This is a genomic window from Arthrobacter horti (assembly GCF_030731045.1).
In the GTDB taxonomy this organism is placed as follows: domain Bacteria; phylum Actinomycetota; class Actinomycetes; order Actinomycetales; family Micrococcaceae; genus Arthrobacter_E; species Arthrobacter_E nanjingensis.
Window position 1 is genome coordinate 174,616 of the sequence record NZ_JAVALS010000001.1, and the last position, 26,726, is coordinate 201,341.

The following is a 26,726-nucleotide window of genomic DNA, read 5'->3' on the forward strand; positions in this document are numbered from 1 at the left end:
CCGGCGCCGCCCGGAAGCTGAGCTCTCCCTCCAGCACCGTGGCGAGCACCGGATTGTCCGCCTGCTCCTCCGGGCTGAGGTCCACCGGGTTGGCCGCGAAGACGGTGAAGTCGGCGGTCATCCCCACCTCCACCCGGCCCGCGCGCGCCTGCCGGCCCCCTGCGAAGGCGGCCGCGCGGGTCATGCCGCGGTACGCCTGGCGCACATTGAGAGCCTGCTCGGCCTGGACGGGCCGGACCGTCGGGTCCTCCACGGGTCGGCGCAGCTGGGCATCGGCGAGTCCCACCCGCGGGTCGCCCGGGCCGATCGGCCAGTCCGAACCGAGCGCCACCACGGCGCCGGCGTCGAGCAGGTCGCGGGTCCGCCAGCCGTGGGCCGCGCGGTCCGTGCCGATGCGGCGCGACCAGTTGTCCTCGCCGCCGGCGTCGGTCAGACGTGCGCCGTGGCTGGGCTGCAGGCTCGCCACGACGCCGAGCTCCGCGAAGCGCGGCAGCAGTCCGTCCGGAATGGACTCGAGGTGTTCGATGCGGTGCGGACCGCCCGATGCCGGCCCGGCCGCTTCGATGGCGTCCAGGGCGTGCCGCACGGCACGGTCGCCGATGGCGTGCGTGGCGGTGGGGATGCCCCGGGCGGTGAAGAACGCGATGGCGGCGCTGAACGCCCGCGGGTCGCGCCACAGGGCATCCCGGTTCTCTCCGTGGCAGTCCTCCTGCTCGAACCAGGCGGTGCCGTTGTCCGCTGTCCCGTCCAGCATGAACTTCACGCCTTCCACCACCCAGCGCCGGCCACCGCGGCCCATGAGGGACGCGGCCTCCGCCCAGGCCTCGGGCCCGGAATCCGCGGGGATCAGCGGTGAGCAGCGCAGCCGCACGGGGAGCTCTCCCTGCTCCTCGATCCAGCGGTAGACGTCCTCGCCGGGCTCGCCGAAGTCCAGGGCGTGGAGCCCGGTCAGGCCCTGCGAAGCGAACTTCTCCAGCTGTGTCTTGACGTATTCCGCGGATTCCTCCAGCGGCAGCACCGGATAGTGTTCGAACACCAGGTCCATGGCCTGGAGTTCCAGGATGTAGCCGCTCGGGTGGCCGTCCTCGGCCAGCTCCACGGAGGATTTGTCATCGAATGACTCGGCTCCCGTCAGTCCCACCACCTCCACGGCGCGCGGGCTGATGATCAGGCTGTGCGCATCGGCGGTCAGCAGGGAGACGGCCGTGTCCGGGAACCGTGCGCCGAGGAACCGCCCTTCCGGGGTGCCGGGGAAGACGTTGAGATCCAGGCCGTAGCCCGTGATCCAGGTTTCCCCGGCCTTGAGCGGGTGCTCGGCCAGGAGATCCAGGACCTCCTCCAGCGTGGTGGCGCCGCCGAGGTCCGCGCCCTGGCCCTGCTCGATCGAGCCCCAGACGGGGTGGCTGTGCGCGTCCACCAGGCCTGGGACGAGCGTGGCCCCCGGGAACTCGTGCACCCGGGTGCCCGGGCCGGCCAGGGCGTCCGCATCCGCCCCGACCGCCAGCACGCGGCCGTCCCGGACGGCGACAGTGACCCCCAGCGGGTCCGGGGTGTGGCGATGCGAGGTCGCCGCGCCGTCGTCGGCGTTCACCGCATCGTCGAAGTTCTCCACGGCCGCGACGCGGAAGAGCGCGTCGGCGAGGTGTGCTGTCACGTCCGGCATCAGGCGCAGACCTCCCGGAAGAGTCCGAAGCGGCTGGTACGGCCCACCAGGAAGTAGACCGCGGCTGCCACGGCCATGCCGGCCGGGATGGCGAGGCTGGCACCGCCGGCCGCCTCGGCCCAGGGGCCGGTCCAGAAGCTGGTGGACACGAAGAGTGTCGCCACCAGGCCGCCGACCACCATGGCGGCGATGCCCGCCCAGTTGACGCCGCCGTCGTACCAATGGGCACTGCCGCGGCTCTCGTCCAGCAGCTGCTTGCCGTCGTAGTGGTTGCGGCGCATCAGGATGTCCGTGACGAAGACGGCCATGGCCGGGCCGGTGACCACCGTGACGAGTTCAAGCATCGTCTGAACGCTGGTGAGGAAGTCGAAAACCAGGATCGAGTACAGCGTCATGGCCGTGCCGAGGATGCCGATCACCAGCACGCCCCAGACCCGGCTGATGCGCAGGCCGATGGACTGCAGGGTCAGGCCTGCGCTGTACGCGGTGAGCCCGTTGTTGCTGACTGTGTTCAGGACCACCGCCACCACGAACACCGGAACGAACCAGCCGGGCATGATGCCTTCCAGGGCCTTCTCCGGGTCGCTCATGTCCAGTGCGGTGGCGGCGAAGGCTCCCATGGCGGTGAAGACGACGCTCGGCAGGAAGCCGCCGAGGAACGTCCAGCCGGCGACGGCGGACGGCCGGGTGTCGCCGGGCAGGTACCGGGCGAGGTCGGGGCTGTTGTTGTAGGACAGGGGAGCCGAGGCGATGATCACGAAGCCGCCTGCCAGCGCGGCCCACAGCGGCGCGCCTTCCAGCTGCTGCTGCGGCTGGTAGCCCCAGTCGGTGTTGGCCAGGATGAAGGCGCTGAGCACCACGAACACCACCGTGAGCAGGACGCTGAGCGGGCCGTAGAGCCGCAGGATGGTGTTGTGCCCGTAGACGGCGACGGCGATCGTGGCTGCGGCGATGACCACGATGACCACGCCGCTGAGCACCGCGCCGCCGCCCAGGCCCATCTGCTGGGCGAGCCCCACCCCTGCCACCGACGCCGCCGACCAGTTGAGTGCGAGGTAGGCGGCCGCGATGAGCCAGCCCGTGAGCACGAGGACCACCTTGTTGCCGCGGATGCCGTAAATGGCGCGGGTGATGACGGATCCGGTGGTGCCGGCAGAGGGACCGCTGACCGCGATGACTCCCGTGAACGCCCAGAAGAGATTGCCGGCCACGATCACCCACAGGGCCTGCGCCAGGCTGAGCCCCATGAGGATCAGGGCCGAGCCCACCACCAGGCTCAGGTAGCTGACGTTGGGCGCCGCCCAGACGGCGAAGAGCCCACGGGCCTTGCCGTAACGCTCACCTTCCGGGATGTAGCCGATGCCGTGGGCTTCGAGAGTGCCGGAGGAATCAAGGGTCGTGGTCGCCGCGGCCGTCACCGTGGGGGCGTCCTCGCCCTCCTGTCCGGTGCCGATTGCGACAGGGATGCTGTCCAGTACAGCCATGCGTTTCCTCCGGGATCGAGGCGGGGAGAGTCTTTCCAGTGCTATTGGTCACATGTCCAATAAACGTGACTCATCTAATAGGATGGAGGCCATGGTGTCAAGACTCACGGCCCCGCGGACCCGGAAAGCCCCCGCCGAGCGGCGCGATGAGATCCTGCGGACCGCGGCCCGGATCGCTCTGGGGGAAGGGCTGGAACTCATCACGGTGCGGCGAGTCGCGGAGGAGCTGGACGTCCGCCCCGGACTCATCAGTCACTACTTCCCATCCGCCGAGGAAATGGTCAGCGAGGCGTTCTCCCGCGCGGCTCTCGGCGAACTGGAGACCCTGCTGCCGAGGGCATCCGGAGCACCCCTGGAACGCCTCCGGACCTTCTTCCGGCGTTCCGAGGGGGAGGGCTACCTCGCTCTCAGCCGGCTCTGGCTCAACGCCCGGCATACCAGCCGCTTCCGCCCCCGCCTTCAGGCCGCCGTGGAGCAGCAGGAGGGCATCATGCGGGACCGTCTTCTGGACCTGGTCCGCGACGGCGTGGCCTCCGGCGCCTTCCACTGCGAGGACCCCATGCAGGCCACCCTGGAGATCCTTGTGGTCATCGACGGCATGGGGTCCTACGCCAACGCCTCAGACAGGTTCTGGCACCCGAGCCTGGACGGCATGATGACCCGCGCCGCCGAACGCGTGCTCGGCCTGCAGGCCGGGGCCCTGCAAGGCTGAGGGAACGACGGCGCGGCATCAAGCCGTCGCAATACGAAACTTTTTCCTTTGCTATTCTCCGCCGGGCTTCCGCTGCGATAGCGTCACCGGAGCGGCTCCACCGCTCCTCCCCGCCTTGGCCCACCCAGGCCGATCCCCCCCGAAAGGCCCGACGATGACCCGCCGCGCACTTCTGACCCTGTCCACGGCAGCCTCCCTGGCCGCACTCACGCTCAGTGGGTGTTCCATGCAAAGCGGCCCCGCGCCGTCGTCGTCCACTCCGGTGGCCGGGACCACCATCACCGTTTACAACGCCCAGCACGCCGAACTGACCTCGGCCTGGGTCGCGGAGTTCACCCAGGCCACCGGCATCAAGGTCATCCAGCGCAATGGTGACGACCTGGAGATGGGCAATCAGATCATCCAGGAGGGCAAGGCGTCCCCTGCGGACGTGTTCCTGACCGAGAACTCGCCCGCCATGGACCAGGTGGAGCAGGCGCATCTGCTGGCCACGCTGGATCAATCGACCTTGGACCAGGTTCCGGCGGGGTACCGGCCCGCGGCAGGGGACTGGACCGGCATCGCGGCACGGTCCACCGTGCTGGCGTACAACGGAAATGAGCTGAAGGATCCGGAGCTGCCGAAGTCCCTGATGGATCTGTCCGGTCCGTCCTGGAAGGGCAAGATCGGTGCTTCGACCGCCGGAGCCGACTTCCAGGCCATCGTCAGCGCGATGTACCAGCTCAAGGGCAGTGACGCCACCTTGGCGTGGCTGAAAGGCATCAAGGACAACGCCAAGACCTACCAGGACGACACTCCGGTGCTCGCCGCGGTCAACAAGGGTGAGATCGAGGCCGGCATCCTGTACCACTACTACTCGTTCGTGGACCAGGCGGCGACGGGCGAGAACAGCAACAACGTGAAGCTGCACTACTTCAAGAACCAGGACCCGGGTGCCTTCGTCTCGGTCTCCGGCGGAGCGGTTCTTGCCTCGAGCAAACATCCCGCGGAAGCCCAGGCGTTCCTCAAATTCATCACTTCCAAGACCGGTCAGCAGGTCCTGGAGAACGGCAAGTCCTTCGAATACACGGTGGGCTCCGGTGTCCCCGCGAACCCCAAGCTGGTGCCGCTTTCTCAGCTCCAGGCGCCGAGCGTTGACCCCGGCACCCTCAACAGCCCCGCGGTCAACGACCTGATGACCAAGGCCGGACTGCTCTGAAGGGTCCTTGACGCCGAGTCCCGGGGGTCCTCTCCGGCGACTCGGCGTCTGCCTGAGCATTCTCGCGTGCTCCAGGAGGACTGACTCCCGGAGCGCCCAATGGTGCACTATGCAGTATTTGATCTCAGGCTTCGGAATATACTGCGGTATGCACTATGAGAAGGGCTGCCGGGAACGGCTCTGACGGTGCTGCGCAACCAGCTCGGGAGGGGAGCTCTGATGGCCGATATCTCCTTGACGGGATACCTCGTCCTCGGCGTGCTCAGTGTGAACGATGCGTCGGCCTACGAGCTGGTGGAGCAGTTCAGCAAAGGCATCGGCGAGGTGTGGCGCCGCGCCGACCGGAACCTCTACGACGTGCCCAAGCGGCTCACTCAGCGCGGCCTGCTCACTGCTCGGCAGGAGACCTCTGTGGGGCGCCGCAAACGCACCGTCTACTCGATCACGCCGGCGGGCCGGGAAGCGCTCAAGGCCTGGATCGGGACCGACATTCAGCCGGCGGCCATGGAGTTCGAAGGACTCGTGCGGCTGCTCTTCGCGGATCAGGGCGGAGTCGACGAGCTGCGAGCCACCTTGGCCACCGTCGCGGAACAGGCCCGTGAGCGGCGAGACCTCTTCATCTCCCACGCCGAGTACATCCTGGCCACGGCCGGCGGAAGTCAGCCGGAGCGGGCGCATGTTTTCGCGTTCGCCAACCGCTACATGATCGACCACTTCAGTCTGATGTCCGACTGGGCCGAATGGGTGCTCGGAAGCATCCGGGACTGGCCGGACACCGTCACTGCGCTCGTTTCGGATCGGGAGCGTACCCGGCGGATTTTCCGGGACAATGCGCTCCCCGCCTCCGCCCGGCCGGTGGAGCCGCTGCCGGTCGCCGCCCTGCGAACGGAAGCCACGACGCCGGAAGGCGAGCTGCGGCAGGCCCTGCTCAGGGCGGCGTCGGCGCACATCCCCCTGGTCTCCGCGCATCTGATGATCGCCGACGCGATCCCTCCGGACTCCATGCGGCGCTCCGCCCGCCTGGCTCACCGTGCAGAGGCCTTCGCTCACCAATGGTGCGCCCTCCTCGAGTCGCCGGGCATGGACCCGGCGTGCGTCGTCGAACTCATCGACGCGGAGACCACCCTCAGTTCCTCGGATGGGCGGAGGATCTCCGGTGTGGAGGACATCTGCGCCTGGTTCGCCGCCACGGCCACCGCCGTCGCCCAGGCGGCCCATTCGATCACGGCCTTCCATGCCGAAGAGCGGGACCCGGGCCGGGTCCATGTGACGCTCGAATTCGCCTGGCAGGGCCTGGCGGAGGCCGGGCAGGCCATGCGCGCCCGGACTCGTCATGAGTGGACGCTGCAGGAAGGGCCTGGCCGGCTGCCGGTCCTGAGAAGGTTCCGCGTGGAGATCCTGGAGCCCTTCGCGCCCGCTTCGGTGGAGCAGGTTCTGGCGTCCCTGCGGTCCGTGTGGGCCTCCTGAGTCCGCCGGGCCTCATCGCCTGACTTATTAGGGCATGTGCGGGTGACCTAATTTGGAAGTTAGGCATACCTTCCTCCATGATGGTCCCGGGACATCGTCACGGTCCCGCCGCGCCCCGCCGGGCCCTCCCGGCACGAGTGAAGTTGGACTCCGCATGCCCCAGAAGCCCGCCGCGACGATGGCCGACGCGATCGCCGCCTACCACAGCTACGTCTCGGGACAGCTCGACGAGCTGAGGAACCACCTCGGCACGCTGCGCGCCGCCGTCGCGAACGCCGACACTCCCGGTGCGCAGGGCGCCTGGCTTCAGGCGCAGCAGTGCTGGCAGCGCGTCGGTGCCGCCTATGGAAGCTTCGGCGAACTGGGCGATGCGATCGCCCCGGGTTCCCGTGGCCTTCAGGGCGGATCCGCCGATCCGGAGTTCAAGGGACTCCGCCGGATCGAGTACGGGCTGTGGCACGGCCAGGGCGCCCCGCAGCTTCTGCCGGCGATCGACCAGCTGGCCAAGGACCTTCAGGCCCTGGCGGCGAAGCTTCCCGGGCTGTCCACGGATCCGGCCGACATGCCGCTGCGGCTGCACGAGATCCTGGAGGACTCCCAGCGGGACCACCTCTCCGGCAACGGGGACCAGGGGTCCGGCATGGCGATCGCGCTGACCCGCGCCGATGTGGAGGCCACCCAGGAGGTCCTCGATCTCCTCCGCACTCTCCTGCAAGGACTCAAGGCCGGTTTCCCCGCACTTCTGGACCAGCAGCTGGCCGCCCTGCTCAAGGTCATCGACCAGACCCGCACGGGCGGTACCTGGACGCCCTATCGCTCGCTGTCCCTCCTGCAGCGGCAGCGGATCAACGGGGCGCTGGGCCGGGTGCTCGAGTCGCTCGCACTGGTGCCCGCACTCTTCTCCACCGACTGACGCCGGACCGCCCGGCCTCGCCGGACCGCCCGGCCTCGCCGGACACCCGCTCCACGAATGACCTGACGAAAGACCTCCCATGAATCTCGAACGCCGCTCCTTCCTGATGGGCTCCGCGACCACCGCCGCCGGCGGCCTCCTGGTGGCCTGCGCGCCGGAACAGAAGGAACAGAGCCCGGCCGTGACCGACGTCGTGCCCTTCCACGGGGACAACCAGGCCGGCGTCTACCGCCCCGCCGATCAGCAGGCGTCCGCCTGTTTCGCGTCCTTCACCGTCATTGCGGACAACCGGGCCGAGCTGAAGACCTTGTTCCAGCGGCTGACCACCAAGGCGCGGATCCTCACGGGAGGGCACCGTCATGACCAGGCGCTGCCGACGGAGGAACTCAATGGCGTGGACGGGGCGCCTCCCGTCAATTCCGGAGTGCTGGGCGAGGACGTCCCCGCGGCGAACATCTCCCTGAGCTTCGGGGTGGCCGGCAGCCTCTTCGACCGAGAGGAGTTCGGCCTGAAGGCCCGCAAGCCCAAGGGGCTCACGGAGATGAAGGTGTTCCCCAAGGACCAGATCGACGCCGCCTGGGTGGGGGGAGACCTCATGATCCAGATCTGCGCGGACTCCCAGGATGCGGTCCACTACGCTCTGCGCGACATCATGAAGGCCACCCGTGGCCAATTGCAGCTGGCCTGGAAGATCAACGGCTTCCACAACAAGCCGCGCCCGGACGGGGCGCCCCGCAACCTCTTCGGATATAAGGACGGGATCGTCAATCCGGCCTCCACGGAGAGCCTGGTGTGGATCAACGGGAACTCCGGCCAGCCGGGCTGGACCGAAGGCGGCACGTTCCTGGTGGTCCGCCTGATCCGCATGCTCGTGGAATTCTGGGACCGGGTGGGCCTGGGGGAGCAGGACGGCATGATCGGCCGGCACCGTGCCTCCGGCGCACCCCTGGGCAAGGACAAGGAGACGGACGAGCCGGACTATGCCAATGACCCGGAGGGGAATGAGATCCCGCTGGACGCGCATATCCGCCTGGCCAATCCGCGCACCAAGGAGACGTCCGGGTCCCGGATGCTCCGCCGCGGTTACAACTACGACCTGGGCGTCGATCTCAACGGCAATATGCAGGCCGGCCTGATCTTCGCCTCCTATCAGCAGAACATCCAGGAGCAGTTCGAGGCCACCCAGACCCGGCTGGCCGATGAGCCCATGACGGATTACATCGAACCCTTCGGCGGCGGGTATTTCCTCATGCTTCCCGGAGTGAAGGATGAGAACGACCACCTGGCCAGCGGGCTCTTCGCGTGAGCGGCCGCCTTCCTGACGGGCTTCAGTCCGTCAGGAAGGCGGTGACGGCCTCCGTGCACACGTCCGGCTGATCGATCCAGGGAAGATGCCCGGCGTCCTCCACCACCTGGAGACGGGCGTGCGGCATGAGTGAAGCCAGTGCCTGGCCGGCCTCGGGCGGCCCCAGGGGGTCCTGCCGTCCCCAGAGAAACAGTGCCGGTGCGGTGATCCGGGACAGCTCGGGGCGCAGAGCGTACGTGGCGATCAGATCGCGGGCCATCAGGCCCCGTCCTGGTGGCACGAACACCTGTTCCACCATGGTGGTCCAGCTCCGGCTGGCCCCCGGCAGCCGGCTCCCGGCGGCCAGACAGTCCCCCAATTCCTCCGGGACGCGTTCGGGGTGGGTGACCAGCCGGGCCTTCCGCCAGGAGGCCCGGACGCCGGCGGCGTCGTGCGGCGGCCGCAGCGCAGTTGCGTAGAGGAGGGAGTTGAGCCCGCGCGTGCCCACCATCCGGTGGAACCGGCCCGCAGTAGGGGAGGAGCCGGCGGGTTCGCCGAGAAGGACTAGCTTCTTCACATACTCAGGGTGGGCCAGCGCCAGGCATAGGGCGAAGTACCCGCCCATCGAATTGCCCACGATGCTGACGGGTCCGAGCCCGAGGCCGTCGCAGACGTGCTTGAGGAATCCGGCGCCGTGGGCCTTCAGATCCACCCCGCGGTAGTCGAATGGCCCGGTGAGCCCGCATCCGGGCCGGTCCACCAGGTGGAGGCTGAAGTGATCCACCCGGCCAGGGAGCAGGGGGAGCCACGAGGCCGACGAGCTGTTCCCGCCGTGCACCAGCAGCACCGCCTTGCCGCCGCGCCCGGCCTCCAGGACGTGCGCGCGAAGGGGCGGCGAGCCCAGGGTCAGGTACCGCGACGTCGCCTCAACGCCGTAGGAGGCCAGCGCCTGCCGCTGCAGGTGCATGAAGTCCGCGCTGCCGGGCCGGTCCATGGCGTCTCCTCTATATTCACTGAGCGATACTCACCGAATATGAACTATCGTGAACCTCATGGCTGACAACGTCAAGGGCCGCTCCTACGTCTCTCAGGCCCGCCAGGCTCAGGCGGAGGCCACCCGGACCCGGACTCTCGCCGCGGCGGCCGAGCTCTTCCTCGCGAACGGATACGCAGGCACCAGCGGACGGGCCGTGGCTCAGGCGGCCGGCGTGTCCGAGGCCACGGTCTTCGCCGTCTTCGGGTCCAAGGCCGGGTTGCTGCTTCAGGTGATCGTGGGCCGCGTGGCGGACGACGGCGACTTCCCCATCCGGAGGCTGGAGGCCTGGGAGGGTCTCGGGCCGGGTGGTCGGCTGGAGCGTTTCGCGCGGATCGTGCGCCGCGCACACGAGCGGAGCTGGCGCCTGCTGGCGATCTGTGCGGCTGCGGCGGAGTCCGACCGGAAGCTGGCGGACGCGATGGTGCGGGGTGCGGAACGCCGTCACGGGGACATCGCCTGGCTGCTGCGGGAGGTGTTCGGCGTTCCGGAGACGTCGCTGGGCCGTGTGGCGGACGAGGTGTGGGCCGTGTCGAGCGTGGACGGCTACCGGCAGCTGGTGGTGGACCGTGGCCGCCCGGCGGAAGACTATGAGGCCTGGCTGGTCCGTGTCACGGGGGCTCTGGTCTGACGTACTGGTTGGAGCGCCGGCCTGACGCGCCGGAGGGCTTGCTGGAGAAGCCAGAGGTGCGGCCGGTGACCGCACCTCCCCCCAACACTGCTCCGCTGACTGAGGCAGCGCGGGGCGGCCGATGTCAACCCGTCCAGTGTAATCCCGGACGATGGATTAAACAAACCGATCGCCCGGTTTAATGGCCCGGTTCAATGGGTAGTGACGAGGCGGTCAGAGCCCGGCATCCCGGTAGGCCCGCCACGTCCCGGCGTCCGGCAACCGCGGACCCAGGTCCACCTGTGGGAGCGCTGCACGGAGCGCCTTCACGGAGTACCAGTGGTCCTGGGTCACCAGTTCCACCTGATGCGGGCTGAATCCTTCGGCCTTCAGCGCCGCCTTGGCCTCCGGCGCCTCGCTGCCCGCCTCGAACCGTGGCCGGGGCGTACCCAACTCCCGCTCCACGGCCGCCAGCAACTCGGTGACGCCCGTCGGTCCGGAGGCCGCCGCGTGGAACGCCCTGCCTGGGAGGGGGTCGCTCAGCGCGAGCGAGGCGAGGATCCGGCCGAGCGCGCCGACGTCGATCATGGACAGACGGGCGGATCCGTCACCCGGCCAGCGGCCGGCCCGCATCATCCGCACGATGCCGGGGATCACCCACCGGTCACCGATGCCGAACACCAGATTGGGCCGCACCACGGTGCCGCCGAAGTCCAGGACCTCGGCTTCGGCGACCGCCCGGCCGGCACTTGCCGCCGACTGCGGATGATAGCCGGCGCCGTCCTCCGTGATGCCCCGGTGCAGCCCGCTCCCGTAGACGCTCGTGGTGCTCAGCTGGATCACGCGCCGGATGCCGAGGCTCCGGCATCCGGCCAGGAGGTTCCTGGTCCCGGTCACGTTGACCTCCCGGGCAAGGGCCGCGTCGCGGCCCACATAGGAGGCGGCATTGATGACGACGTCGACGCCGTGCAGGGCGTTCGCAACGGCGCCGGGGTCCCGGAGATCGCCGACGAGGGTGGTAGCGTGTGGGAATGGGGGCGGTTCGAGGGTGCGCCGTGACATGGTCACGAGCCGTATCCCGCCGGCAGCCAGGAGCGATGCAGCCACTCGGCACCCCACGAATCCCGTGGATCCGAGCAGGAGGACCCGGAGTCCTGGCGTCGCGAAAGGCCCCGCGTGCTCCGTCCCGGCAGTGGAAGCATTCATGGGGACCAGTATGGCCCGTGACGGCGTGAAGAAAGGACCTGAGCCGCCATGCAGCAGCGAGCCATCGAGACCCGTAACGCCGTGATCGAGGGCTCTTCCAGAGTCTTCGAGGCGTCCGGCTACGGCGATACGAGCCTCAGCGACATCGCCTCCGAGTCCAGCGTCACCAAGGGTGCCCTGTACTTCCACTTCAAATCCAAGGAAGAGATCGCGCTCGCGGTGATCGCCGAGCAGCACAATCGTTCCCGCCTGGCCGGCGAACGCGTCATGGAGCGCGGGCTCCCGGCGCTGGCCACCATGCGGGAGCTGTGCCGGGTGTTCGGGCAGCAGATGCTCGACGACGCGGTGGTCCGGGCGGGCATCCGTCTCACCTTTGAGGCCTCCGCCTTCGACGCCGATGTCACCGGCCCGTACCAGGACTGGGTGGACACCATGACCTTCCTCGGATCCAAGGCCCAGGACGAGGGGGACATGCGGCCGGAGATCAACGTGCAGGACTTCGCACGGTTCCTGGTGGGCACCTTCACGGGCGGCCAGATGGTGTCGAATGTGCTCACCGGCCGTGCCGATCTGATGGAGCGCATCGAGCAGATGTGGGGCTTCATGCTCCCCGCCATCGCCGTGGAGGGCTGGGCCTGACCGCTCACGGCGTCAGGCCCAGCCGGCTCGCACCTTCGCGAGCTGCTGCCCCGCGTGGCTGATCACGGCCACGGCCTCCGTGTCCGAAAGCAGCGTCAGTTCGAGCTCCGGATCGTGCCAGAGCTCCACGATCCGGCCGAAGTCCGCCGTGAACGCGGTGACATCCAGTCCTGGCCGGCCCGTGCCCAGCCGTACCGCCTGCCGCACCGCCTCCAAGAGGAGCATGCCCGGCACGTGATCCAGCGGGTGATCGAAGAACGCCGGGTGTGCCGTGTCCACCACGAGGGGCCACACCCCTGCGCCGCGGCCCACGCCCAGCACCACATTGCGGGGATCCTGGTGCCCCACGGCGGCGGGGTCGAGACGGCGCGGGGTGCGGTACAGCGATTCGTGCTGCATCCGTGCCGCCCGGAAGCGGCGGTAGGTGGCGGCGTCGAGCATCCGTGCGGCGGCGCCGCCCTCGCCCAGCACAGTGCCGTCCGTCAGCCGGAAGCGCGCCGTCACGTCCAGCTCCGCGAGATTCCCGGACCGGACGGTCGCGGCATCGGCGGTGGTCTCCAGGATCACTTCGGCGGGGCGGAGCGGGTCCAGGAGCGCCGGGACCACCTGGAGTGACATCCGGGGCATGAGGAACTTGTGGTCCAGTGGGACGCCGCAGCCGTGCGCCAGGAGGATGACGGCCTGGCGCAGGGTCTCCGCCATGAGGGCCGAATCGGGGGAGCGCTCGGTGCCCGTGTAGAAGAAGTGCCGCCGGGGCCACTGGGCGGCTATGAGGAATCGCGCCTCCTGAATGCGCGTCATGCCCGTGGGGAAGACCTCTGCGAGGGACGCGCGGTGCACCATATGCCGGGAGATGGTTGCGTCGAATCGGAGGGGGTCCTCCAGGGGCGGTCCCTCGTACCTTTCACCGGTCGCCCCCACGGCCGTCGAGTGCCATTCCATGCCAGCATCCCTCCGTAGGACGATGCTATCCCCGCTGGGCCGCTCCGGTGGAACGGGCCGGAAACAGCCGGGAACGGCAAGGGGCGGCCCACCCGAAGGTGGACCGCCCCGCGGTGCCGTGATCGTCAGTTGGCCACGAAGTACAGGCGCTTGTTGACGAACTCGTCCATGCCCAGCGGGCCGAGCTCGCGGCCGAAGCCGGAGCGCTTCACGCCGCCGAAGGGCAGCTCGGCACCCTCGCCGGCCGGGGTGTTGACGTTGGCCATGCCCACCTGGAGCTTGTCCGCGATCTTGCGGGCGCGGGCCTCGTCCTTGGCGAAGACGGCGCCGCCCAGGCCGTACGGCGTGTTGTTCGCCAGTTCCAGGGCCTCTGCATCGCTGGAGACCTTGTAGACGACGGCGACGGGGCCGAAGAGCTCCTCCTGGTAGGCACGCATGTCCGGGGTGACGCCGGTCAGGACCGCGGGGGAGTAGTAGGAGTCGCCGCCCTCGGAGAGCACGCCGCCCGCGTGCAGGGTGGCGCCCTTGGACACCGCGTCCTGGACCTGGGCGTTCAGGTCCTCGGCCGCACGGCGGGAGGACATGGGGCCGTAGGAGTTCTCGCCCGGTTCCAGCGGGTTGGCCGGGGAGACGGCCTGGGCCAGGGTGGTGAGTTCGGCGACGAACTCGTCGAAGATGTCGTCCATGACGATCATGCGCTTGTTGGAGTTGCAGGCCTGGCCCGTGTTGTAAATGCGGATGCCCCAAGCCTGGGACGCGGCGCCCTTGATGTCATCCGAGTCCAGGATGACGTAGGGGTCGGAGCCGCCGAGTTCCAGCACGGCCTTCTTCAGGGCCTTGCCGGCCTGGGCGCCGATGATGGCGCCGGCACGCTCGGAGCCGGTCAGGGAGACGCCCTGCACGCGGTTGTCCTCGATGATCGTGGAGATCTGCTCGTGGGTGGCGAAGAGGTTGATGTACGCGCCCTCGGGGACGCCGGCGTCGCGGAAGATCTCCTCGATGGCCAGGGCGGAACGGGGGCAGGACTCGGCGTGCTTGAGCAGCACGGTGTTGCCCAGCACCAGGTTGGGGCCGGCGAAGCGGGCGACCTGGTAGTACGGGAAGTTCCACGGCATGATGCCCAGCAGCACGCCGATGGGCAGGCGCTGAATCATGGCCTTGCCGTCGGCCAGAGTCGGGACCTCCTGATCGGCCACGAAGGCCGGGCCGTGCTCGGCGTAGTAGCCGACGATGGCGCTGGAGAACTCCGCCTCCTCGATACCCTCGTGGAACGGCTTGCCCATCTCCGTGGCGGCGATGCGGGCGAGCTCCTCCTTGCGCTCCTCGAAGAGTTCGGCGGCACGCTGAACGATGGCGGCGCGCTCCTGAATGGTGCGCGAACCCCAGTCCTCATATGCGGCCTGGGACTTGGCCAAGGCCTCCTGCACCTCGGCATCGGTGGAGAAGCCGAACTCCTCCACAACCTCGCCGGTGGCGGGGTTCGTGACCCGGTAGCCATTTGTTGTGGTCGTCGCCATTGAACGTGTCCTTTTCACTTCAGCTACGAGGCCCGGAGAGTCCGGGCCTAATTTCCTACACGCATTCATTTTCCACCGGAAGGGTGCGCATGGCCAGCCCGGCGCGCCAAGGATTGTGACTCCCATCACGCGGCGGCATGTAAATACTACGGTTCCAGAGGTTTTATTGCCAGTCGGCGGAAGCCGTCTCGTCCACCGCCGATGTTCCCACCCTGGCCGGGCTCTTGCTAGCCTGCCAATGTCCTGTGGCCCGGATCACCATCCAGCGGGCCACCTCATCCCGGACGGCGGCGGTGGATCCTGACCGCCAGGCCCGGGCACCCGGAACGGAGCCACCATGGAACTGTCCTCGACCGCCGCACTCGTCACCGGAGGGGCCTCCGGGCTCGGCGCCGCCACGGCCGCCGCCCTCGCGGCGCGCGGTGCCACCGTCTACGCCCTCGACCTCCCCAGCCAGATCGAGGCCGTGGTGAGCTCCGGTGCGACGGTGCCGGAAGGAGTGACCTTCATCCCCGGGGACGTGACGGACGCCGCCCAGGTGCGGGCCGCCGTCGAGCAGGCCGCCTCCGCCGTCCCGCTGCGGACCGTGGTGAACTGCGCCGGCATCGCTCCCAGCCGCCGCATCCTCGGCCGTCAGGGGCCGCATGACACCGAGCTGTTCGCCCGCGTGGTGTCCATCAATCTGGTGGGCACCTTCACGGTGATGGCCCTCGCTGCCGAGGCGATCGCCGCGACGGAGGCCGACGACGCCGGCCAGCGCGGCGTCGTCGTGAACACCGCCTCGGTGGCGGCGTTCGAAGGGCAGATCGGCCAAGTGGCCTACGCGGCGTCCAAGGGCGGTGTGGTGGGCATGACCCTTCCGGCGGCCCGCGACCTGGCGCGCCACGGGATCCGGGTCTGCACCATCGCACCCGGGATCGTCGACACCCCGCTGCTGGCCACGGTCAGCGATGAATACCGCGCCGGGCTCGCGGCCAGCGTCCCGTTCCCGCAGCGTCTCTGCCGCCCGGACGAGTACGCCCGGATGGTGACCATGATCGTGGAGCACGACTACCTCAACGGCGAGACCATCCGGATGGACGGGGCGCTGCGGATGGCGCCTCAGTAGCCGGCCGGGTGATCCCCAGCTTGGGAGCGTAGAGTGAAGGTGAGGGAATGGTGCCCCGTGAACTAGGGTCGCGCCGAGCCTCCCACGCATCGGCGGAAACAAATGAAGAACGACCTGGCGCAGCGACCCGCGCAGCCCAACCCCGTGGTGAACAGCTTCGTGGAACTGCAGCGGCAGGTGAAAGGGGCCGGGCTCCTGGGCCGCCGCCGCCGCTTCTACCTCACGCTGTTCTCGATCCTCCTCCTCGCCTGGGGCGGGGCCTGGACCGGGTTCGGACTCCTGGGACACAGCGGTTTTCAGCTCCTGGTCGCCGTCGGTCTGGGGATACTCATGACCCAGTTCGGCTTCCTGGCGCACGAGGCGGCCCACCGCCAGGTCTTCTCCTCGTGGGGTGCCAATGACTGGTTCGCCCGCCTCGTGGCCACGGGCCTCTCCGGTATCAGCTATGCCATGTGGCAGCAGAAGCACACCCGCCACCATGCGAACCCCAATATGATCGGCAAGGACCCGGACATCCGGCCGGGGTTCGTGGCCTTCCACGATGAGGCGGCGGCCAAGCGTCCCCGCAGGCTGCATTTCATCGCGAAGATCCAGGGGTACCTTCTCTTCCTTCTCCTGCCGTTCCTCGGTTTCAGCCTGCAGGTGGACTCTTATCGCCACCTGCTCAGCAAGGGCAAGGTGGACCGGCGTGCTCTGGAACTCGTCATCCTCACCGCGCGGATCGCGGTGGTTCCGGTACTCGGCTTCATCTTCCTCCCGCCGGCCCTGGCAATCGGCTTCGTCCTGATCCAGCAGGCCGTCTTCGGCTTCTACATGGGTGCCACCTTCGCTCCCAATCACAAGGGCATGAAGGTGTTCGCCGAGAATGAGCGTGCCGACTTCCTGACGCGTCAGGTCCGGTCCTCCCGCAACATCAGCGGGGGTCCGTTCATGGACTTCCTCATGGGTGGTCTCAACTACCAGATCGAGCATCATCTCTTCCCTTCCATGCCGCGCCCGGCATTGCGCAAGGCCGCCGCGTTCGTCCGGAACAGCTGCCGCGAACAGGACATCCCCTACACCTCCGCCTCCCTGCTGAGGTCCTACGGCATCGTGATCAGGTACCTGAACGCCGTGGGCCACGGGCAGGGCTCGGTGTTCTCCTGCCCTCTGGCCCAGGAACTGCGGCAGCCCCTGGTGCGTCCCTGAAGCAGCCGGGGCTGTCCGGCGGTTCCGGACAGCCCCGGCGCAAGACCTGGTGGGCAGGCCGACGATGCCCTGCTCGCCAGGGCCGCTGAGGTTCAGTCCTGACTGAACACCCGGAGCGGCACGTGGACCAGCCGCACGCCGCCGGCCGCCACGGCCTGCGCGACGGCGGGACGCACCTCCGCCGCGGAGGACACCGTTACACCGTGGCCGCCGAACGCCGTGGCGAGGGCCGGCCAGTCGGGCTGGTGGAGTTCCACGCCCACCGCCGGGATACCGCGGTCCGCCTCATTCTGCTTGATCTCGGCGTATCCGCCGTTGTCCACGCAGATCACCACGAGGTCCAGCCCCTGCTCCACCGCGGTGGCCAGTTCCTGCACAGCGAACATGAGTGCGCCATCGCCCACTACGGCCACGACGGGACGTTCAGGTGCCCCGACCTTGGCGCCGATGGCGGCGGGCAGGCCGTAGCCGAGGGTGGCGTAGGCCGGGGTGTACAGGAACGAGTGGGGCGCGTCCTGCGGGATGAACGTGGACGTGCCGAAGTAGGTGATCTGTGAGGAGTCGCCCGCGATCACGGTGTCCGCGGGGACGGCCGCCTGGATTTCGCATGCCAGGGCTGCGAGTTGCGGCGCCATGGCCCGGGCGCCATCCTTCAGCTCCGCCCGCAGCGCCGACAGGTCCCGGGGCTCAGCCGCTTCGGGGCGGAGAGCCGCGACTGCCTCGGCGAGCTGAGGCAGCACGGCCGCGCTGTGGCCCACCAGGCGCACGTCCGCGGTGACGTTCGTGTCCATCTGACGTTCCAGGATGTCCACGCGGATCACCGTGCCCTGCGGGGCGACCTCGCCGCCCCAGAGTTCGGCCTCCCCGAGCTTGGAACCCACCATGAGCAGGACGTCCGCCTCATTGCAGAGCGCCTGGGCACCCGGCAGGCGGATGTCCGAGCCCAGGGAGAGCGGGTGGCTTTCCGGGAGCGCGCCCTTCCCGTTGAGGGTGGTCACCACCGGCGCGCCGAGCCGCTCCACGAGCTCCAGCAGGGCGCCGCGGCCGGGCAGCGAGCCGCCCCCGGCCAGGACCGCCGGCCGTTCCGCCCCGGCGAGGAGACGCGCGGCCATGGCGACGGCGTCGTCGTCGGCAGGCTGCGGGGCGGGGGCCGGGCGGGCGGCGAGCAGTGCCTCGGACGGCTCCGCCAGGCCCTCCAGTACGTCGAGCGGGATCTCGATGTGGACGGGCCGGGGACGTGTGCCGCGGAAGAGGGCGAATGCCCGGTGGACGGCCTCCACGGCCTCCTCAGCCGATGAAACTCTGAGGCTCCATTCGACGATGGCGCCCGCTGCGCCGGTGGAGTCCTTGGTCTCATGAAGGGTGCCTCGGTCCGCGAACTCATCGCCGAGGGCCGGGCCGGGGGAGAGCAGGAGCAGCGGCCGGGACTCGCAGTAGGCGGTGCCTGCCGCGGAGAGGGCGTTCAGCAGCCCCGGGCCGGACGTGGTGATGACGACGCCGGGCAGTCCGGTCTGCTGAGACCAGCCGTCCGCGGCGTACCCGGCGCCCTGCTCATGGCGGCTGGTGACCGGGCGGATGCCGAGGGGCGCCAGATGGCGGTAGAGCTCCAGATTGTGGGTTCCAGGGATGCCGAACACGGTGTCGATGCTGTAGTTCCTCAGCGTGGTCATGACGGCGAGCCCGGCGTTGCGATGATCCGAGGCCGTGTTGGCCGGGGTGAGAGGGGAGACGGTGAGGGTGGGCGTGGTGAGGGTGCTCATGGGTCACTCCTGGGTGGCGAGGACGGGGGCGGGGGACGCAGCGGCGACGAAGCGGCACTCGCCGTCCACCCAGGTCTGCAGGACCCGGACGCCGGCGATCTCCTCCTCCGGGACGGTGAGCGGGTCCGCGGAGAGGACGGCGAAGTCGGCGCGCTTGCCGACGGCGAGGGAGCCGAGGTCCTCCTCGCGCCCGATCGCCCGGGCGGCCGTGAGGGTGTGCGCCTTCAGCGCTTCCTCGCGGCCGATCCGCAGATCGAGCGGGCCGAGGCGGTGTCCACGGCGCGTGACGCGGGTGACGGCGGCCTGGACGGCCTCCAGGGGGAGCGGTTCGGCGACGGGTGCGTCAGAACTGATGGTGACGGGGACCCCGGCCCGGACGAACTCGCCGAGCGGATTGAAGCGTTCGCCGGGAGTGCCGACGGCCGCCGTGACGCCCTCGCCCCAGTTGAAGTAGTGCTGCGGCTGGTTGACCGGGAAGATCCCGGCGTCCGCCATGCGGCCGATCTGCTCCGGGGTGGGCAGCCCGCAGTGCTCGATCCGGTGCCGGGAGTCTGTGTCCGGCCGTTCGGCGAGCGCCGCTTCGATGGCGGAGATGACCATCTCCAAGGCGGTGGGAGACTGTGCGTGAGTGGCGGTCTGGATCCCGGCCGCGTGGGCCTTGCGGATGAGCTCCCGGTACTCGGCTGGCTCGTGGTACAGCTGCCCGGTGCGGCACGGATCGCCCACGTAGCCGTCGGGGAAGTAGGCGGTCCAGCCGCCCAGCGTCCCGTCGGCGTACAGCTTGATGCCCGCGAAGCTCAGCATGTCATTGCCGAAGGCGCCGTGCAGGCCCATCTCCAGGGCGTCGTCGAGCAGGTGGGAGAGCAGGTACATGCTGACGCGGGTCTTCAGCCCGTCCGCGGCGGCGAGCCGGAGGTACATGTCGAACTCGCGGCGGGACACCTGCGCGTCACCGATCGTGGTGACGCCGCCGGCCAGGAAGCGCTCCTGCGCGACGGCGAGCTGCCGCAGGTGCTCCTCGGGGGCGTCCTCGAGGTGGAAGTTGGGGCCGTGGTGGCCCACCTTCACGCCGTGCACGCCGGTGAGGATGTTGCAGGCCGCGTCGGAGAGCTCACCGGTCAGTTCGCCGTCGGCGTCGCGGAAGAATTCGCCGCCCGCCGGGTTGGGGGTGTCCCGCGTGACGCCGTGCAGCTCCAGGGTGAAGCTGTTCACCACACCGCCGTGACCGGAGGCGTTCATCAGGTAGACCTCGCGGTCCGTCGCCACCTGGTCCAGCTCGCGCCGGGTGGGGTGGCGCTCCTCGGCCAGGTTCCTGTGCTCGTAGCCGAAGCCGCGCACGGGCCGTCCCGCCGGAAGCTCCCGAGCGGCCTCCTGGAGGAGGGCGATGATCTCCGGGATGGATCCCGCCTTCTCCGGTCCGCAGTCCACCCAGCTCAGGAGCTGGCCGTACATGAGTGGGTGAGCGTGGGCGTCGATGAAGCCGGGGACGACGACGGCGCCGTCCAGGTCCCGCAGCTCAGGCTCGGCGGGGCTGAGGGCGGCCGCCTCGGCGCGGCAGTGCGCCATGGTGCCGGCGGCGGCGATGTCGGAACCGAAGACGAGCACGGCTTCCGGGGCCGGGCCGTCCTCCAGGGTGTGGAAGGTGGCGTGATGGAGGATGAGCGGCCGTGCGGCGGCGGCCGGGCGGTGGAACGATTTGAGGGTGCGCATGGTGGGCTTTCGCTGGTGGTCTGAGCGGGTCAGAGGACTTTGGAGAGGAAGGACCGGGTGCGGTCGTGCTGCGGGTTCAGGAGGACGTCGTCCGGAAGGCCCTGTTCCACGATCACGCCGTCGTCCATGAAGACCACGACGTCCGCCACCTCCCGGGCGAAGCCCATCTCATGGGTGACCACGATCATGGTCATGCCGCTCGCGGCGAGCTGCTTCATGACGTCCAGGACTTCGCCCACCAGTTCCGGGTCCAGGGCGGAGGTGGGCTCGTCGAAGAGCATGAGGTCCGGTTTCATGGCCAGGGCGCGGGCGATGGCGACGCGCTGCTGCTGGCCGCCGGAGAGCTGGGACGGGTAGTTGTTCGCGCGGTCCGCCAGGCCGACCCGGGCCAGGAGCTCGCGCGCCTCCGTCTCCGCCTGGGCCTTGGGAATCCTGAGCAGCTTGGTGGGGCCGAACATGACGTTCTCCAGGGCGGTCATGTGGCCGAACAGGTTGAAGTTCTGGAACACCATGCCGATGGTGGAGCGGCGGCGGTCGATCTCCGCGTCGGATGCCTCCACGAGGCGCTCACCGTGGACGTCGTAACCGATCATCCGGTCGTTGACCAGGATGGCGCCGGAGGTGGTGACCTCCAGGTGGTTGACGCAGCGCAGCAGCGTGGATTTTCCGGAGCCGGAGGGGCCGATCAGGCAGACCACCTGGCTGGGCTCCACCCGGAAGTCGATGCCCTTGAGCACCTCGACGGGGCCGAAGCTCTTGTGGACGTTGAGGAACTCGACGGTGGCCATCAGCGGGCCTCCTTCCGGGCGGGCTTGGCGACGGTGCGGGCGGTGCCGCGGGAGTAGCGCTTCTCCAGCCGGGACTGGAACCAGCTGAGAATGGTGGTCAGGACGATGTACCAGATGCTCGCCACGATCAGCAGGGGGATCTGTTTGAGGTTCTGGGCGTAGATCTGCTGTGCGTTGTACAGCAGATCGCCCACGCCGATCACGATCACCAGGGAGGTGGTCTTGAGCATGGAGATCACGTTGTTGCCGATGGGCGGGATGATGACCTTCATGGACTGGGGGATCACCACGTACCAGAGGGTTTTCAGATGGCTGAAGCCCATCGCCCGGCTGGCCTCGCTCTGGCCTGCGGGGACGCTGAGCAGGCCGGCACGGATGATCTCCGCGGTGTAGGCGGCCTCGTTCAGGCCGAGGCCCAGGATGGCGGCGCCCATGAGGGAGATGACGTCATTGGTGTTCCACTCGATGAAGTTCGGGCCGATGAACGGGATCCCGATGCCGATGGTGGGGAACAGGGCGGCCGCGAAGCCCCAGAACAGCAGCTGGACCAACAGCGGGGTGCCGCGGAAGAACCAGATGTACACGCCGGCCACGCCGGCGATGAGCCGGTTGGGGCTCATGCGCATGACGGCCAGGATCATGCCGACGGCGAAGCCGATGACCTCCGCGATGACCGTCAGTTCCAGGGTCAGGAGGAGACCGGCGAGGATGCGGGTGTCGAAGAGGTACTTGCCCACCGTGACCCAGCCGAAGCCGGGGTTGGTGACCAGGGTCCCGGCTGCCAGGACGATCAGGAAGGCGATGACGATGACGGACACGATCTGCCCGGGCCGCCGCCGCTTGAGGACGGGCCGTCCGGACATGGCCACGTAGTCGATCCGCTCGTGTTCGGAGACGACGGTGCCGGTGGGACTCATGGGGTGCTCCTGCATGGGGGTCCGGGGCCTCACTGGGCCGGGTTGATCTCGGACGAGGTGATCTCCGAGGCGGACATGCCCCAGGCGGAGAGGATCTTCTTGTAGCTGCCGTCCGCCATGAGCGAGCCGATGGCCTTCTGGAACGCCTTGGCCAGGCCGGCGTTGTCCTTGTTGGAGATGACGCCGCTGACGGCGGGCTCCACCAGGATGCTGTCCACGGAGGTGAACACGTCCGGCTGGAGCTGGGCGTAGTAGGCCACCAGGGCGTTGTCCGCGGCCATGGCCTGGGCGCGGCCGGTGGAGACGGCCTGGTTGACGTTGTCCTGCTGCGGGAGGATCAGCGGGGTGACAGTGCCCTTGCCGGCATCCGCGCACTGCTTCTGGAATGCCGGAAGGACGGAGAGGGCCTGCGTGGTGCCGGTCTGCGCGGCCACGGTCTTGCCACAGAGGTCCATGACCTGGGCGATCTTGTCCGGATTGCCCTTCTTCACCATGACAGAGGTGCCGCCCTTCATGTAGCTGACCATGTCCACCTGGGCCTCGCGGTCAGAGGTGATGGAGAAGGCGGCCCAAGAGGCGTCGTACCGCTTGGCCTGGATGCCGGCGATGATGCCGTTGAAGTCGCCCTTGCTGAAGTCGCTCTTGAGTCCCATCTTCTTCGCCACGGCGAGGGCCAGATCCGGCTCCAGGCCCACGATCGCGCCGGTGCTGTCCGTGAAGGTGATGGGCGCGTAGGTGGGGTCGGTGACCAGGCTGAGGGTGCCCTTCTGCTTGATCGCCTCGGGCACCAGGGCCTGAACGGCGGGATCCGCCTGGACGGCCTCAGCGGCGGCGCGACCTCCCGCCCCGACCCCCTGCGCGGCGCTGGTTCCGGTGCCCGCGGCGGCGGCCGGCGTCGTCGTCTCCGAATTGGTGCAGGCGGTGGAGCCGGCCACGAGTGCGACGGCGGTCAGAGCCAGGGCGGTACGCCCGGCGAGGCGGCGGGAGGCGATCTTCTTCATGGGATGTCCTTGCGGGGAGTCGGGAGGCTGACGTGCTGTTGAAAACTTCAATAAGTTCAACTTATTATTTGAGTGATACGGGTCACTGTCAAGGGAGATCCGCTAGCGTTCTGAGTGTCACGTCATACCGGGAAAGGGGAAAACCGCATGGGCACCGTGGTGCGCCGCAGGAGCAACGCGATCACCGAGGAGGCCATCGCCGAACGCAGGGTGGAGATCCTGCGGGCCACAGCGGAGGTCATCGTGGCCTCCGGCCTGAACGGCTGTTCCTTCGGGGCCGTTTCCGACGCCACGGGCTTCAGCGTGGGCATGATCCAGCACTACTTCCGCACCCGTGACAAGCTCATCGACGCCTGCGTGGACCACCGGATGGAGGAGTCCGAGTCCGAGTGGCGGCGCACCGCCGCCGCGGACGGTGACGCCGTCCGGCGGCTGCGCGCGCTGATCGACTACGCCGTGATGGGGGAGAAGGACTTCTCCAACGCGTGGGGCTTCTGGTTCGAGCTCTACGCCGCGGCCCGGCTGGATCCGCGCCTGGCGGAACGCGTCAACGAGCGGCTCAGCTACTGGCGACGGCTGTTCGCGGAGGCCATCGAACAGGTGTTCGCGGCCGGCCTGGCCGCCGGCACGCGGCCGCTGGACGAGGTGGTCAACGCGCTCCTGGGGCTCACGGACGGGCTGGCGTTCCAGACGATCAACGGCACCTTCGGCATGACCGTGCCCAGGATGCACCGGCTCCTCTACGGCTTCGTGGACGCGGAACTGGGCCTCTCCCTTGGCGAACCCGATCTGGCGAGCGCCAGGTACCACTGACCATCCGGCACGGCCGGAGAACACACCGACACGAGCGAGGCAACGATGAGCACCACGCCAACCTTCCTTCAGCCGGCGGCCCGGGCGGCCGGCTACCGTCCCTCACCGGTGAGGGACTTCTGGGAGGTCTCCATGCAGCCGGGATTCATCTCCCTGGCCGGTGGGAACCCGGACCTGTCCGTCCTGCCGCTGGCGGAGCTGGGGGCCACGGCCTCCCGGATCATCACCGAGCGGGGGATGGACGCCCTCCAGTACGGCTCCGGCACCGGCACGCCCGGCGCGCGCGACGCCGCGGCGCGCGTCATGGCGGCCGAGGGCAATCCGGTGGATCCGTCCGCCATCCAGATCACGGCGGGTTCACAGATGGCGCTGGAACTGGTGGTGAAGCTGCTGTGCGACCCGGGGGACGTGATCCTGGCGGAGGGACCGACCTATGTGGGCGCGCTCGGCGTCTTCGCCGGGATGGAGGCCGAGGTGGTGCATGTGCCCATGGACGCCGACGGTCTGCAGCCTGACGCGCTGGAGGAGACGATCGGGCGGCTGCGCTCGCAGGGCCGCACCATCAAGGCGCTGTACACGATCCCGAACTTCCACAACCCCACGGGCATCACGCTGTCCGCCGAGCGCCGTCCCCGCGTGGTGGAGATCTGCTCCCGGGCCGGCATCCCCATCATCGAGGACAACCCGTACGGTCTCCTGGCCTTCGACGGGAGCACACTGCCGAGCATGCACCAGCTGGATCCGGAGAACGTCATCTACCTGGGGTCGTTCTCCAAGATCGTGGCGCCGGGCCTGCGGGTGGGCTGGGCCGTGGCGCCGGAGTCGTTGCGCCGTCCGCTCCAGCTCGCTTCCGAGGCCACCACGATCTGCGCCTCGGTGCTGAGCCAGACCCTCATCGAGGAGTACGTCCTGGGCAGCGACTGGCAGGGGATCCTCGACAAGGCACGGGCCCTGTACCGGGAGCGGTCCGCCGCGGTGCAGGAGGCACTGCGTGAACACCTGCCCTCCGGGACCCGCTGGAGCGAGCCGCGGGGCGGCTTCTTCACCTGGCTGGACCTGGCCGAAGGCTCGGACTGCCATGCGGTCCTGGACGCCGCGATCGACGCCAAAGTGGTGTTCGTCCCCGGCACGGCGTTCTACTCGGGCCCGGACCGGGGCCCCGGGGCGCCGGGCATCTCGCAGCTGCGGCTCGCCTTCTCTCTTGAGGACGCCGACACGCTGCGGGAAGGCGTCAAGCGCCTCGCCGCCGCGATCCGCGGCTGAGCCCTCCCCCTGACGCGGCAGGCCGCCGTCGTGCACTCTGCGAAGAGTGCGCGACGGCGGCCTGTGTGCTTGCGCCGGGCGGTCGGGTCAGATGACGCCGAGGGCCAGCATGGCGTCGGCGACCTTGATGAAGCCGGCGATGTTGGCGCCCGCGGTGTAGCTGCCGGGGACGCCGTAGTCGTCGGCGGTCTCGAGGCAGCGGTCGTGCACGCCGCGCATGATCTCCTGAAGGCGGTTCTCCGTGTATTCGAAGGTCCAGGAGTCGCGGGAGGCGTTCTGCTGCATCTCGAGGCCGCTGGTGGCCACGCCACCGGCGTTGGCGGCCTTGCCGGGGGCGAAGGTGATGCCGGTCTCGGCGAAGACCTTCACGGCGTCCGGGCTGCAAGGCATGTTGGCGCCCTCGGCGACGATGGTGCAGCCGTTGTAGGCCAGGACCTTGGCGTCGTCGCCGTTGAGCTCGTTCTGCGTGGCGCACGGGATGGCGATGTCACACGGAACGTTCCAAATGGTGGAGCCGGTGATGAAACGGGCCTGCGGGCGCTGCTTCACGTACTCCTCGATGCGGGCGCGGCGGACCTCCTTGACGTCCTTCAGGAGGTCCAGGTCGATGCCGTCCTCGTCCACGATGTAGCCGCTGGAGTCGGACACGGCCACGACCTTGCCGCCGAGCTGGTGGACCTTCTGGACCGCGTAGATGGCCACGTTGCCGGAGCCGGACACGACCACGCGCTTGCCGTCGAAGGACTCGCCGCGAGTCTTGAGGATCTCCTCGGCGAAGAAGACCACGCCGTAACCGGTGGCCTCGGTGCGGACCAGGGAGCCGCCCCAGGACAGGCCCTTGCCGGTCAGAACGCCGGACTCGTAGCGGTTGGTGATGCGCTTGTACTGGCCGAAGAGGTAACCGATCTCACGGCCGCCCACGCCGATGTCGCCGGCCGGGACGTCGGTGTGCTCACCGATGTGGCGGTACAGCTCGGTCATGAAGGACTGGCAGAAGCGCATGATCTCCGCGTCGGAGCGGCCCTTGGGATCGAAGTCGCTGCCGCCCTTGCCGCCGCCGATGGGCAGGCCGGTGAGGGAGTTCTTGAAGATCTGCTCGAAGCCGAGGAACTTCACGATGCCGAGGTACACGGAGGGGTGGAAGCGCAGGCCGCCCTTGTACGGGCCCAGGGCGGAGTTGAACTCGACGCGGAAGCCACGGTTGAGCTGGGTGACGCCCTTGTCGTCAACCCACGGCACACGGAAGATGATCTGGCGCTCGGGCTCGCACATGCGCTGGATGATGGCGGCGTTGGTGTATTCCGGGTGCTTGGCGACCACGGGGCCCAGGCTGTCCAGAACCTCATGGACGGCCTGGTGGAACTCGGCCTCGCCGGCGTTCCGCTGGAGGACAACGTCATAGATGTCCTGCAGGTCGGGATGCAAAATTGCCATGGATTCACCTGATTCGTAGTGGGACAGTGGTGCGGGGGCACCCTGGAGTATCCGGGGAGTGGGACTCTTCACACC

Annotated in this window: 22 protein-coding genes and 1 pseudogene; 11 read left to right on the top strand and 12 right to left on the bottom strand. The window is 68.9% G+C overall.

Annotated elements, in window-relative coordinates; genetic code table 11:
- Window positions 1-31: 31 nt before the first annotated feature.
- Window positions 32-1,663: pseudogene (locus tag Q9R02_RS00820) on the bottom strand (amidohydrolase); the annotation flags it as partial.
- The gene (locus Q9R02_RS00825; RefSeq protein ID WP_305994739.1) at window positions 1,663-3,147 is read right to left on the bottom strand and encodes a purine-cytosine permease family protein; all 1,485 of its coding nucleotides are present in this window, start codon (window positions 3,145-3,147) and stop codon (window positions 1,663-1,665) included. The gene Q9R02_RS00825 and the pseudogene Q9R02_RS00820, both read right to left, overlap by 1 nt.
- Window positions 3,148-3,238: 91 nt before the next feature.
- Here Q9R02_RS00825 and Q9R02_RS00830 point away from each other — a divergent pair, with 91 nt between their 5' ends.
- The 5 genes from Q9R02_RS00830 to Q9R02_RS00850 all read left to right on the top strand — a co-directional run bounded on the left by Q9R02_RS00830 (window position 3,239) and on the right by Q9R02_RS00850 (window position 8,743).
- Window positions 3,239-3,859, top strand: a complete 621-nt coding sequence (locus Q9R02_RS00830; RefSeq protein ID WP_305994740.1) for a TetR/AcrR family transcriptional regulator — start codon at window positions 3,239-3,241, stop codon at window positions 3,857-3,859.
- A gap of 154 nt (window positions 3,860-4,013) precedes the next feature.
- Window positions 4,014-5,057 (top strand): iron ABC transporter substrate-binding protein, encoded by a 1,044-nt coding sequence (locus Q9R02_RS00835; protein WP_305994741.1) that lies wholly within the window; start codon window positions 4,014-4,016, stop codon window positions 5,055-5,057.
- Window positions 5,058-5,276: 219 nt separating this feature from the next.
- Window positions 5,277-6,524, top strand: coding sequence for a PadR family transcriptional regulator (locus Q9R02_RS00840; protein ID WP_305994742.1), 1,248 nt, complete (start codon window positions 5,277-5,279; stop codon window positions 6,522-6,524).
- A 154-nt stretch (window positions 6,525-6,678) separates the two neighbouring features.
- Window positions 6,679-7,437, top strand: coding sequence for an EfeM/EfeO family lipoprotein (locus tag Q9R02_RS00845; protein WP_305994743.1), 759 nt, complete (start codon window positions 6,679-6,681; stop codon window positions 7,435-7,437).
- Between the two features lie 79 nt (window positions 7,438-7,516).
- On the top strand, window positions 7,517-8,743 hold the full coding sequence (locus Q9R02_RS00850) for a Dyp-type peroxidase (RefSeq protein WP_305994744.1): 1,227 nt from the start codon (window positions 7,517-7,519) through the stop codon (window positions 8,741-8,743).
- Between the two features lie 22 nt (window positions 8,744-8,765).
- Here Q9R02_RS00850 and Q9R02_RS00855 read toward each other — a convergent pair whose 3' ends face one another.
- Complete coding sequence (locus Q9R02_RS00855; RefSeq protein WP_305994745.1) at window positions 8,766-9,716, bottom strand: alpha/beta fold hydrolase; 951 nt, start codon at window positions 9,714-9,716, stop codon at window positions 8,766-8,768.
- A 58-nt stretch (window positions 9,717-9,774) separates the two neighbouring features.
- Here Q9R02_RS00855 and Q9R02_RS00860 point away from each other — a divergent pair, with 58 nt between their 5' ends.
- Window positions 9,775-10,386: a TetR/AcrR family transcriptional regulator gene (locus Q9R02_RS00860; RefSeq protein ID WP_305994746.1), complete on the top strand. Its 612-nt coding sequence runs from the start codon at window positions 9,775-9,777 to the stop codon at window positions 10,384-10,386.
- Between the two features lie 213 nt (window positions 10,387-10,599).
- Here Q9R02_RS00860 and Q9R02_RS00865 read toward each other — a convergent pair whose 3' ends face one another.
- Complete coding sequence (locus tag Q9R02_RS00865; protein WP_305994747.1) at window positions 10,600-11,571, bottom strand: NAD-dependent epimerase/dehydratase family protein; 972 nt, start codon at window positions 11,569-11,571, stop codon at window positions 10,600-10,602.
- A gap of 48 nt (window positions 11,572-11,619) precedes the next feature.
- Here Q9R02_RS00865 and Q9R02_RS00870 point away from each other — a divergent pair, with 48 nt between their 5' ends.
- Window positions 11,620-12,210: a ScbR family autoregulator-binding transcription factor gene (locus Q9R02_RS00870; RefSeq protein ID WP_305994748.1), complete on the top strand. Its 591-nt coding sequence runs from the start codon at window positions 11,620-11,622 to the stop codon at window positions 12,208-12,210.
- Between the two features lie 12 nt (window positions 12,211-12,222).
- On the opposite strand, the gene Q9R02_RS00875 is transcribed toward Q9R02_RS00870, so the two are convergent.
- Together Q9R02_RS00875 and Q9R02_RS00880 are read right to left on the bottom strand one after the other, a co-directional pair.
- Window positions 12,223-13,152, bottom strand: a complete 930-nt coding sequence (locus Q9R02_RS00875) for a ScbA/BarX family gamma-butyrolactone biosynthesis protein (RefSeq protein ID WP_305994749.1) — start codon at window positions 13,150-13,152, stop codon at window positions 12,223-12,225.
- A 125-nt stretch (window positions 13,153-13,277) separates the two neighbouring features.
- Complete coding sequence (locus Q9R02_RS00880) at window positions 13,278-14,669, bottom strand: NAD-dependent succinate-semialdehyde dehydrogenase (RefSeq protein WP_305994750.1); 1,392 nt, start codon at window positions 14,667-14,669, stop codon at window positions 13,278-13,280.
- A gap of 337 nt (window positions 14,670-15,006) precedes the next feature.
- On the opposite strand from Q9R02_RS00880, the gene Q9R02_RS00885 reads away from it, so the two are divergent.
- On the top strand, window positions 15,007-15,777 hold the full coding sequence (locus Q9R02_RS00885; protein ID WP_305994751.1) for an SDR family NAD(P)-dependent oxidoreductase: 771 nt from the start codon (window positions 15,007-15,009) through the stop codon (window positions 15,775-15,777).
- Window positions 15,778-15,879: 102 nt separating this feature from the next.
- Window positions 15,880-16,965, top strand: a complete 1,086-nt coding sequence (locus Q9R02_RS00890; protein WP_305994752.1) for a fatty acid desaturase family protein — start codon at window positions 15,880-15,882, stop codon at window positions 16,963-16,965.
- Between the two features lie 92 nt (window positions 16,966-17,057).
- Here Q9R02_RS00890 and Q9R02_RS00895 read toward each other — a convergent pair whose 3' ends face one another.
- The 5 genes from Q9R02_RS00895 to Q9R02_RS00915 are packed head-to-tail and all read right to left on the bottom strand — an operon-like array spanning window position 17,058 to window position 23,141.
- On the bottom strand, window positions 17,058-18,725 hold the full coding sequence (locus Q9R02_RS00895) for a thiamine pyrophosphate-binding protein (protein WP_305994753.1): 1,668 nt from the start codon (window positions 18,723-18,725) through the stop codon (window positions 17,058-17,060).
- Between the two features lie 3 nt (window positions 18,726-18,728).
- Window positions 18,729-20,435 (bottom strand): amidohydrolase, encoded by a 1,707-nt coding sequence (locus tag Q9R02_RS00900; RefSeq protein WP_305994754.1) that lies wholly within the window; start codon window positions 20,433-20,435, stop codon window positions 18,729-18,731.
- A gap of 29 nt (window positions 20,436-20,464) precedes the next feature.
- Window positions 20,465-21,223: an amino acid ABC transporter ATP-binding protein gene (locus tag Q9R02_RS00905; RefSeq protein WP_305994755.1), complete on the bottom strand. Its 759-nt coding sequence runs from the start codon at window positions 21,221-21,223 to the stop codon at window positions 20,465-20,467.
- Entirely contained in the window at window positions 21,223-22,140 is a 918-nt protein-coding gene (locus Q9R02_RS00910; protein WP_305994756.1) for an amino acid ABC transporter permease, read from the bottom strand. The genes Q9R02_RS00905 and Q9R02_RS00910 overlap by 1 nt, the downstream gene beginning before the upstream one ends.
- Window positions 22,141-22,169: 29 nt before the next feature.
- Window positions 22,170-23,141 (bottom strand): ABC transporter substrate-binding protein, encoded by a 972-nt coding sequence (locus Q9R02_RS00915; protein WP_305994757.1) that lies wholly within the window; start codon window positions 23,139-23,141, stop codon window positions 22,170-22,172.
- Between the two features lie 147 nt (window positions 23,142-23,288).
- On the opposite strand from Q9R02_RS00915, the gene Q9R02_RS00920 reads away from it, so the two are divergent.
- On the top strand, window positions 23,289-23,954 hold the full coding sequence (locus Q9R02_RS00920) for a TetR/AcrR family transcriptional regulator (protein WP_305994758.1): 666 nt from the start codon (window positions 23,289-23,291) through the stop codon (window positions 23,952-23,954).
- A 45-nt stretch (window positions 23,955-23,999) separates the two neighbouring features.
- The gene (locus Q9R02_RS00925) at window positions 24,000-25,217 is read left to right on the top strand and encodes an aminotransferase-like domain-containing protein (RefSeq protein ID WP_305994759.1); all 1,218 of its coding nucleotides are present in this window, start codon (window positions 24,000-24,002) and stop codon (window positions 25,215-25,217) included.
- Window positions 25,218-25,304: 87 nt separating this feature from the next.
- Here the strand turns inward: Q9R02_RS00925 and gdhA are convergent, their stop codons facing one another.
- Window positions 25,305-26,651, bottom strand: coding sequence for an NADP-specific glutamate dehydrogenase (gdhA, locus tag Q9R02_RS00930; RefSeq protein WP_305994760.1), 1,347 nt, complete (start codon window positions 26,649-26,651; stop codon window positions 25,305-25,307).
- Between the last annotated feature and the right edge of the window lie 75 nt (window positions 26,652-26,726).